The sequence below is a fragment of the Pseudomonas emilianonis genome, assembly GCF_023072625.1.
Taxonomy (GTDB): domain Bacteria; phylum Pseudomonadota; class Gammaproteobacteria; order Pseudomonadales; family Pseudomonadaceae; genus Aquipseudomonas; species Aquipseudomonas paraveronii.
The window spans coordinates 1-8,690 of sequence record NZ_JAKNRV010000223.1; the positions used below are offsets into that span (position 1 = coordinate 1).

Annotated in this window: 4 protein-coding genes and 1 pseudogene; 1 reads left to right on the forward strand and 4 read right to left on the reverse strand. The window is 63.0% G+C overall.

The features are described from left to right. Window positions 1-1,198, reverse strand: a 1,198-nt coding sequence (locus tag L9Z73_RS19975) for an ABC transporter permease subunit (RefSeq protein ID WP_247404494.1), incomplete at its 3' end; no start/stop codon positions are given. A 142-nt stretch (window positions 1,199-1,340) separates the two neighbouring features. Beyond that, window positions 1,341-2,606: an urea ABC transporter substrate-binding protein gene (gene urtA, locus L9Z73_RS19980; protein ID WP_247404496.1), complete on the reverse strand. Its 1,266-nt coding sequence runs from the start codon at window positions 2,604-2,606 to the stop codon at window positions 1,341-1,343. 280 nt (window positions 2,607-2,886) lie between these two features. Between urtA and L9Z73_RS19985 the strand changes: the two genes are divergently transcribed. Further along, on the forward strand, window positions 2,887-7,527 hold the full coding sequence (locus tag L9Z73_RS19985; protein ID WP_247404498.1) for a DUF4329 domain-containing protein: 4,641 nt from the start codon (window positions 2,887-2,889) through the stop codon (window positions 7,525-7,527). A 62-nt stretch (window positions 7,528-7,589) separates the two neighbouring features. Here the strand turns inward: L9Z73_RS19985 and L9Z73_RS19990 are convergent, their stop codons facing one another. Both L9Z73_RS19990 and L9Z73_RS19995 read right to left on the reverse strand, forming a co-directional pair. Continuing rightward, a complete protein-coding gene (locus L9Z73_RS19990) occupies window positions 7,590-8,585 on the reverse strand; it encodes a PepSY-associated TM helix domain-containing protein (protein WP_345894176.1) in 996 nt (331 codons plus the stop codon). Further along, window positions 8,565-8,690 (reverse strand): annotated as a pseudogene (locus tag L9Z73_RS19995) (phosphopantothenoylcysteine decarboxylase); the annotation flags it as partial. The pseudogene L9Z73_RS19995 and the gene L9Z73_RS19990, both read right to left, overlap by 21 nt.

An 8,690-nucleotide genomic window follows, 5' to 3' on the forward strand; every position in this document is an offset into this window, starting at 1 on the left:
GTCGCTCGCGCACCACATCTACCAGCTTGTCCGGCTGGAATTTGGACAGGAAATTGTCGCACCCGACCTTCTTCACCATCGACTCGTTAAAGCTGCCCGACAGCGAGGTGTGCAGCACCACGCACAGGGCGAAGGCGATGATCACGATGCGGTTGTACGGCAGCACCAGGTTGGGCAGCACTTGAATGCCGCCGGACAGCCAGGCGGGGTTGGCCACTTCGACGTTCTGCGCGCCGAACACCAGGCGCACCAGTTGGATCAGCATCAGGCTGATGCCCCAGGTGGCGAGCAGGGTTTCCAGGGGGCGGCCGTACAGGTGACGAATCACCGTGCGTTCCAGGGCCATGCCGATGGCGGCGGTGACGAAAAACGCCACCGGCAGCGCGATCAGCGGGTAGAACTCGATGGCTTGCGGCACGTAGCGCTGCATCAGCAACTGCACCACATAGGTGGAATACGCGCCGAGCATCAGCATCTCGCCGTGGGCCATGTTGATCACGCCCAGCAGGCCGAACGTGATCGCCAGGCCCAAGGCCGCGAGCAGCAGGATCGAACCGAGGGACATGCCGCTGAAGGCCTGGCCGAGGATCTCGCCCAGCATCAATTTGCGTTTGACCTGGGCCAGGCTGGTCTCGGCGGCGGTATGCACCGCAGCGTCGGTTTCCACGCCGGGGGCGAGCAGGGTTTCGAGGCGGGTGCGGGCCAGCGGGTCGCCGGTGCTGCCGAGCAAGCGCACGGCGGCGAGGCGCACCACCGGATCGGCGTCTACCAATTGCAGGTTGGCCAGGGCCAGGCTGAGGGCGGTGTGGACGTCTTCGACGGTTTCGGCGGCGACGCGCTGGTCGAGGAATTTAAGCTGCGCCGGTTGCGCGGTTTTTTGCAGGGTTTGCGCGGCTGCAAGGCGCACCTTGGGGTCGGCGGCGAGCAGTTGCTGGCTGGCCTGGACGTTGTCGATCAGACCGCGCAGGCGGTTGTTCAGGCGCACGGTCTTGGTTTCGCCATTGACCGTGAGCTGGCCTTGTTGCAGGGCGTCCACCAACTCGATGCGCGCCGGGTCGGGCTGGGCGGCCCAATCCTGCAGCAGTTTGGCTTGTTGCGTCGGGTTGGCGGTGAGGAAATCTTCGGCGTCACCGGCGTGTGCGCCAACAGGCAGCAACAGCAGGGCGGCGAGGATGAAGCGGTAGAGGGCAGTGGGCATAACAAAATGTCCTGAGCATGCACGGGTCGGCTTTATGTGGGAGGGAGCTTGCCCCCGATAGCGGTGGGTCAGGCAATGCATGTGCTGACTGATCCACCGCTATCGGGGGCAAGCCCCCTCCCACATGGGGCCGTGGCGGGGCTTAGTTACTTTTCACGGCGTAATCAGGTTTTTTGTCGTTGCCGGGAATGTACGGGCTCCATGGCTGTGCGCGGATCGGTTCCTGGGTCTGCCAGACCACCGAGAACTGCCCGTCGGCCTGGATTTCACCGATCATTACCGGCTTGTGCAGGTGGTGGTTGGTCTTGTCCATGGTCAGGGTGAAGCCCGACGGCGCGGCGAAGGTCTGGCCGGCGAGGGCTTCACGCACTTTGTCGACGTCGGTGGACTTGGCCTTCTCCGCCGCCTGTGCCCACATATGAATGCCCACGTAGGTGGCCTCCATCGGGTCGTTGGTCACGGCTTTGTCCGCGCCCGGCAGGTTGTGTTTCTTGGCGTAGGCTTTCCAGTCGGCGACGAATTTGGTGTTCACCGGGTTCTCCACCGACTGGAAGTAGTTCCAGGCCGCGAGGTTGCCCACCAGCGGCTTGGTGTCGATGCCGCGCAGTTCTTCTTCGCCCACCGAGAACGCCACCACCGGTACGTCGGTGGCCTTCAGGCCCTGGTTGGCCAGTTCCTTGTAGAACGGCACGTTGGAGTCGCCGTTGACGGTGGAGATCACCGCTGTCTTGCCGCCGGCGGAGAACTTCTTGATGTTGGCGACGATGGTCTGGTAATCGGCGTGGCCGAACGGGGTGTAGACCTCTTCGATGTCTTTATCCGCAACGCCCTTGGAATGCAGGAACGAGCGCAGGATCTTGTTGGTGGTGCGCGGGTACACGTAGTCGGTGCCCAGCAGGAAGAAACGCTTGGCGCTGCCGCCTTCTTCGCTCATCAGGTATTCCACCGCCGGGATCGCCTGCTGGTTCGGCGCCGCACCGGTATAGAACACGTTCGGCGACATCTCTTCGCCTTCGTATTGCACCGGGTAGAACAGCAGGCCGTTGAGCTCTTCGAACACCGGCAACACCGATTTGCGCGACACCGAGGTCCAGCAGCCGAATACCACGGCGACCTTGTCCTGGGTCAGCAACTGCCGGCCTTTTTCGGCGAACAGCGGCCAGTTCGACGCCGGGTCCACTACCACAGGCTCCAGCATCTTGCCGTTCACACCACCCTTGGCGTTGATCTCGTCGATGGTCATCAGCGCCATGTCTTTGAGCGAGGTTTCGGAGATGGCCATGGTGCCGGACAACGAATGCAGGATGCCGACCTTGATGGTCTCGGCGGCCTGCACGGTCCAGGTCATGCCCATGGCGGCAATCGATGCTGTGAGTGTGAAAGCCTTGATCAAGCTGCGACGCTTCATGGTGCGATCTCCGTGAACTCGATGTTGTTATGAGGGCGTTGCACAGGCTTTTGCAAAGGCTGTGCCGAGGTACGTATTCGCGGGGGCGCGCACATCGATGTAGACGCGTTGAGGGGCATCGGCGCACCAGTTCGGAGCCGTTGCGGGCGCGTCGTGCACGCTTGCGCACCTTAAAGGGGCTGTTTTTGGCGTCGGTTAATTAGCTACCACTTGAGCCGGGTTCGGCGTGACAAGAATGCCCCCTGACAACATCGATCCAGGTGTTCTACAGGGAGTGTTTATGGCTATCAGATTATCGCGGGAAGAACGTGCCGCCGGTTCACGCAGGGGCGCTACGAGCCTGCCAATGCTGAGCCCGGAATTTTTAAAGGAAGAGGATGCCGCTTACTGGGCGCACACCCGGATCGGTGCAAAAAGAGACCGTGAGTACGGCGGAGTGATTGTGCGCGGGGCGACGGGCAAGTATCTGGCGACCGAGCCTGTGCCTGGGGAAAAACAGGAGTTCGACTTGCTCAAGGTCCTGGCGGTCGGTGCCGACGGTTTTTATCAGCAACCCAAGGGCTACACCTGTGTGGCCAGCTACCATTCGCACCCGGCGATCCATGCGCAAGTCGCCCGGGACGACCCCTCTATGGATGAGCGCATGGTCAAAGCGTTCGTGAATTTTTTTTCGTCGGCCGACTTCTTTTACGACGTCAATGAGCGGCAGTTTTTCCCGGCGGCGTATCTGTCCGGGCCGGACGGCTCGCTGATGCGCTATGCGCCCAGTGGCTCGCCAAGGGAGCGAAGTTTCGCGCTGTGGATCGGCGCCGGCAAGCCGGCCGGCAATGCGGTGGGGGTGTATGGCCCGTTCAGCGAGTTCGTGAAGAAGCTCTCCACCCTGGGCGAGTTGAGCCTGATCGTACCCACTGCATTGTGGGGCGGCTCCATCGGCACGGTGCCGGCGGACTGGGTGGTGTTCGAGCCGTTCACGTCTAACGCCGTGACCCGCCAGCCCTTGTTTACCGCGCTCCTCGGCAGCGCTGAAGCGGCGGTGAGTGCGGCGCAGCGTCATGCCCCGACGACGCCCGACCGTCGCACCTTCGGGGTTGTGCTCAAGCATCTGACGGACGAACGCTATGTGGCGACTTTTCCAGAGGAGGCGCGCCCGCCCTTGTTCGCCGCAGCAGGGCTGTTCCCCGAGCGAGCCCCGGGCAAACTGAAGCTGCCCTCCAACTTTCGGCTGGAAGCCCTCTACTACCGCTCTAAACCCGAGCCAACGGATATCCCCGAAAACGAGCCGTGGTTGTACGCCACATTCCCGACGCCTGCGGAGTTGGTGGCGGCGATCACGCAGTCAGAAGCGACCCAGGACATACAGAACAGCAGCCGAGGTTTGCGCCTTTACATTCAAACCTCGGATGACGCACTGCTTGTACTCAAGGTGCCACTGGCGAGTGATGCCGGCGGGCTGGTCAAAGAGGGCCGCGATGGCCTGCTCGACGACAATGGTGCCCAGGCCGCGCTGAAGGCCGGCACCCTCAGCCCGCGCGACTACGTGCGTCGGGTGATTGCCGCGACGGCGTTGTCAGTGGTCGAGGCTGGGTTGCTCTGGCGCACGGTCGGTGCGGTGGACAATCGCTCGGCGGTGTTGAACGGTTTCCATCAGGCGGTATTAAGCCCGCCCTTTATTGGCGCGCACGACGCGGCCGTCTATGCCCACGAGCAGATCGGCTCACGGCGCGACCGTGCCTACGGCGGCTACATACTCAAGGACAAGGACGGCCGTTTCTTCATCACCCAGCCCCAGGCAAGCGACCCCAACCCGTTCGCCCATAAGCTGTTTTTTTCGGCGGATATACCGGGCCCGTTGATCCCGCCCGAGCCGTACTTCGTTCACGGCCGTTACGGCTCCCACCCGGCGCTGTCGATGGTTGACCCCGGCTGGGTCAAGCAACGCGACTGGACGCGCGAAGACGCCCTTATCAACCTGCAGATTTTTGACGCGGCTGAACTCCACGACGTGATCCAGTCAGGGCGCCCTGCGTACTTGTCGGGGGCCGAGGACTGTTTGCTGGCGTACACCCCGAGCGGCTCCGCGCAGGAGGCACTGCTGTTAACGGCCACCGCGCCGAAACCGGGCGGCAGCGTGGCCCAAAAGCGCATGGACAGCGGGTTTTTCAAGCCCGCACTGTGGGTCGCCAGGTTAGCTGAGACGGCTGATTTGCGGGTGGTCCAAGGCAACCCGTTATGGGGCCCGCGTTCGCCTATCTATAAGGATTGGACGCCCTCTTTCGACTATGCGCCCAGGCTCGGCGCACCCGACTATGCCACCTATGGCGCGCTGTTCAGCACGGCGGATGAAGCCGCCCGTGATCTGCATGCGCGGGTCCATGGGCGCAACCTGCCCGAGCAGGCGTACTTTGGTTTTATCCTCAAGCACAAGGAAACGGCGCACTACGTGGCCACCGAGGTGGTGGGCGTCAATCAACAGGCCAAGTTGTTCAATCTCAACAGTGTGTTTGCCCCGACACAAGCGAGTGACTATCGGTTTCCTGATGGGTTTGTGCTCTGCGGGCTGTTTCGCTCGCAGCAATGGCAGCCGAGCGGGCTGTCGGCGTCCAGTGCTTGGCTGACCCGCTATTTTGTGATGCCGATGGTGTTGTACGAGGCGATTTACGAGAGCAAGCGCAGAGGGGCGAAATACAACAGCGGTAGAAACCTGCCGGTGTATTTTTCGACGCAAGAGGGGGCCTTGTTGCGATTCGTACCGCTGCCCTTCAACGTGGGCAGCGGCGGGCCGGTGGAAAGCGCCTTTGAAGCGGCCAGTACCGCGTTGGCCTCCGGTCAGAAGACGACGCAGACGTTTGTCCGGGAGTGGGCCAACGGCGGGGAACTCGACGTGGTGCGCACCAGCCAATGCTGGGACAAACACGGGCGGGTGCCGCGCACCTGGTCCGGCTACGAAAACCTGACCCGACGCCGCGTTGGCCCGGCGTTTGCCAACCCGGACGATGCGGCGCGTTATGCCGCGGCCATTGTCGGTGAAGGCCGGCGCCGCACCTATGGCGGCGTCTTGCTCAGGCTGCCCGATGGCTTGTTCGTGGCGACTGATCCGCTGGTGGTGCCGCCCCAGGGGTTTGCACTGAACTGGATTTACCCTGAGTCGGCGATTACGCAAGGGCTGTATCCGCCGGGAAGTACCATCGTCGCGCGGTATCGCTCAGTGCTCAGGCAGGAGACGCAGATACTGTTGTCGGCCACCCAAAAAGCCGTCTATCAGAGCATGTTGCCCACCAGCGTGTTGTCGGACCTGTTGCGCCGTAAAGTCCACATCAAACGCGAATACCTGTTCGGCCCCGAGGGTGTGATCCTGAGTTACCAACTGACCGGGTCCCCTGAGGAGGATGCGCTCAAGCCGACGTTGGCGGCCTTGAACCTGGTCAGGGAGGATGTCGCGGACAATCAAATCGAACGGCAACTGCGCAGCGGCGCGCTGGCCCCGGTCGACTTCGTCACACAGGTGGCGAAGGCCGGCGATTTACAGGTGGTCAACGGTAATCATCTGTGGGGCTACCCGCGACGGTTGAGCGCGCCGTTCGTGCCGAACGTGGTCTCCCAGGCGGCGCTGGCGATCAAGCAGGTGTTTGCCGATGCGCCATGCAGCCCGATCTTTACCCAGGCTTACGACGCCGTGCGTTATGCACAGCGGTTGTCGTCGCCGCAGGCGCAGTTGCGGTTCGGTTATGTACTCAAGGACGCGCGCAAGCATGCCTACATGACGACCTTGCCGTTGGTACGCGGCGACTACACGCGTTTCGAGCAGGTCTTCGTCGATGGCTTGTTGCCCCAGGGTTATACGCTGGAGGGCTTGTATTTGTGCGCCTCTACCCTGGCGATTGCGCCAACGAACGATGCCATGGCGCTGAGCTTTTTCTCGCCCCAGGCCCTGGCCAACGGCGTCAATTTTGTCAGCAGCCTGGCCGGTAACGGTGCCCTGCCGCTCTACCTGCTGTGCGCCGACGGCGCGTTGCTGAGGTATTCATTCACCAAGAACGGGCGGCAATCGCTGAATGCGCTGAACGCCGAGGCCAGAACCCTGGAGCCTAAGTTACTGGCCGGCACCGCGACGGTTGCCGACTACGTGCGCGGGCTTGCGACCCAGGGCGAGTTGTATGTGCGTGTCAGGAGCGCGGTGTGGGGCAAGGAACAAGCTGTTACCGCGCAGTGGCAGCCCAACGCCGCGCCCTGGTCGGTGCAGGACAACCCGCACTTTCTGTCATTTTGCGGGCCGCTGTTCAACCATGCCGACGACGCCGCGCGCTGGGCCGAAAAACAGCTGGGCAGCTTCAAGGGCCGCGAATACCTCGGCGCCGTGCTGGCGCCGCCAAAGGGGCGGGGGTTTGTCGCGCTTGAGCCGGTGGAGGACCGCCGTGCGTGGCTGGCGGACACGATTTCACAACTGTTCTGGTTCGGCCATCTCGGCTTCGATATCACGCCCGATCACCCGCTGTTCTTCTACACCATCAAAGCGCTGCAGGCGTTTTACAAAGTCATCCCTTTGCGTCTGAATCTGCCGTCGCTGGATCAGCGCTTGCTGGACAACTTTGCCGACCAGAACGATCTGCGCCTGTACCTGGACATCATCGGCAGTAACCGTCCGGTCGCCGACAGTGTGTATCTGTCGTGTCGCGGCGGTGCGCTCCTGAAGTATGTGCCGGGTTTCACGGAGGATGAGACGCGACTGCTGAGTGTCGACGCATCACCGTTGCCCAGCGTGCTGGTCAGCGGCTTGCGCGAGGCCGGCATGCTGGCCGTGCTGGAAACCGATGCCTTCTGGACGCGTCCGGGCGCACTGGGCGCGGAATGGCAGGTCAAGGATGTACTCGCCGAGCCCGACCCGCAGGACGTGCTGTACGGTCGCGACAAGGACGAACTCTGACAGGTGTTCAGCGCTGCCGAAGCCGGCCGCCGTGGATCGACCGATCCACGGCGGCGTCGGCGTCAAGCGCGCGAGGGTTGCGCAAACAGCCGCGACAGCAGCAGGCGATCCAATGCCCACACGACGATCAACGACGCGCCCACCAACGGAAAGATGATCGCCAACCCGAGCATGATCACCATCGCGGTTTTCCACTTCGGCAGGTCATGACGCAACGGCGGCACACCCAGGCCGCCCGCCGGTCGCCGCTTCCACCAGATCACCACGCCGCTGACGGCGCTGAGCAGGATCATCAGGCAGATCAGCAGCACAATCAGTTGATTGACCCAGCCGAACATCTTGCCCTCGTGCAACATCACGCCGGTCTCGGTCGCCCGCGCCACGCCGTTGTAGTGTTCCCAGCGCACATCGGCCAGGACCTTGCCGGTGTACTGGTCCACATGCAGGGTCGCGTCATTGCGCGGGTCGTTGGCGAACACGGCGACGGTGAATACGCCCTCTGCAGTGGTGGGCGGGGTGATGCTGTAGCCGGGTTCGACCTTGCGTGCGGTGGCCAGGTCGACCACCTGTTGCAGGCGGATGGTGGGCGCGGCAGGGGCGGCATGCATCGCGCCGTGGTTCATGTGTTCAGCATGGTCGCCGGACACCGGCATCGGCGTGTTTTCCATGGCCCAGGGCACGGTCTGTTGCGTCGCGGTGTTGAGCACGCGGGCCTGTTGATCGGAGGTCGGCACGCTGTTCCACATCGCCGCCGGGAAGCGGTTCCACAGCTCGGCGTATTGCTTGCCCCAGAAGCCGGTCCAGGCCATGCCGCTGAGCAGCATCACCAGCAACAACGCGGCGCCCCAGAAGCCGGTGACCACGTGCAGGTCGCGCCAGAACACCCGGCCACGGGTGGTGAAACGCGGCCACAGCACGCCGGACGATGACTTGCCGCGCGGCCACCACAAGTACACGCCGGAGATCACCAGCATCACGCCCCAGCCGGCGGCGAGCTCGATCAGGCGATCACCCACGGTGCCGATCATCAACTCGCCGTGCAGGGCGCGGTCGATCACGCTGCAGGCGTTTTCCTCGCTGTTGAAGCCGATGCTCGGGTTGGCGACATCATTGGCAACGATCAGGTCGAGATTTTTGTCTTTCAATTTGCGCGCGGCGTAATC

What these genes read in the sequence shown, in the direction of transcription:
- L9Z73_RS19985 (WP_247404498.1), top strand. Translation starts at nt 2,887, where the DNA reads ATGGCTATCAGATTATCGCGGGAAGAACGTGCCGCCGGTTCACGCAGG.
- urtA (WP_247404496.1), bottom strand. Translation starts at nt 2,606, where the DNA reads ATGAAGCGTCGCAGCTTGATCAAGGCTTTCACACTCACAGCATCGATT.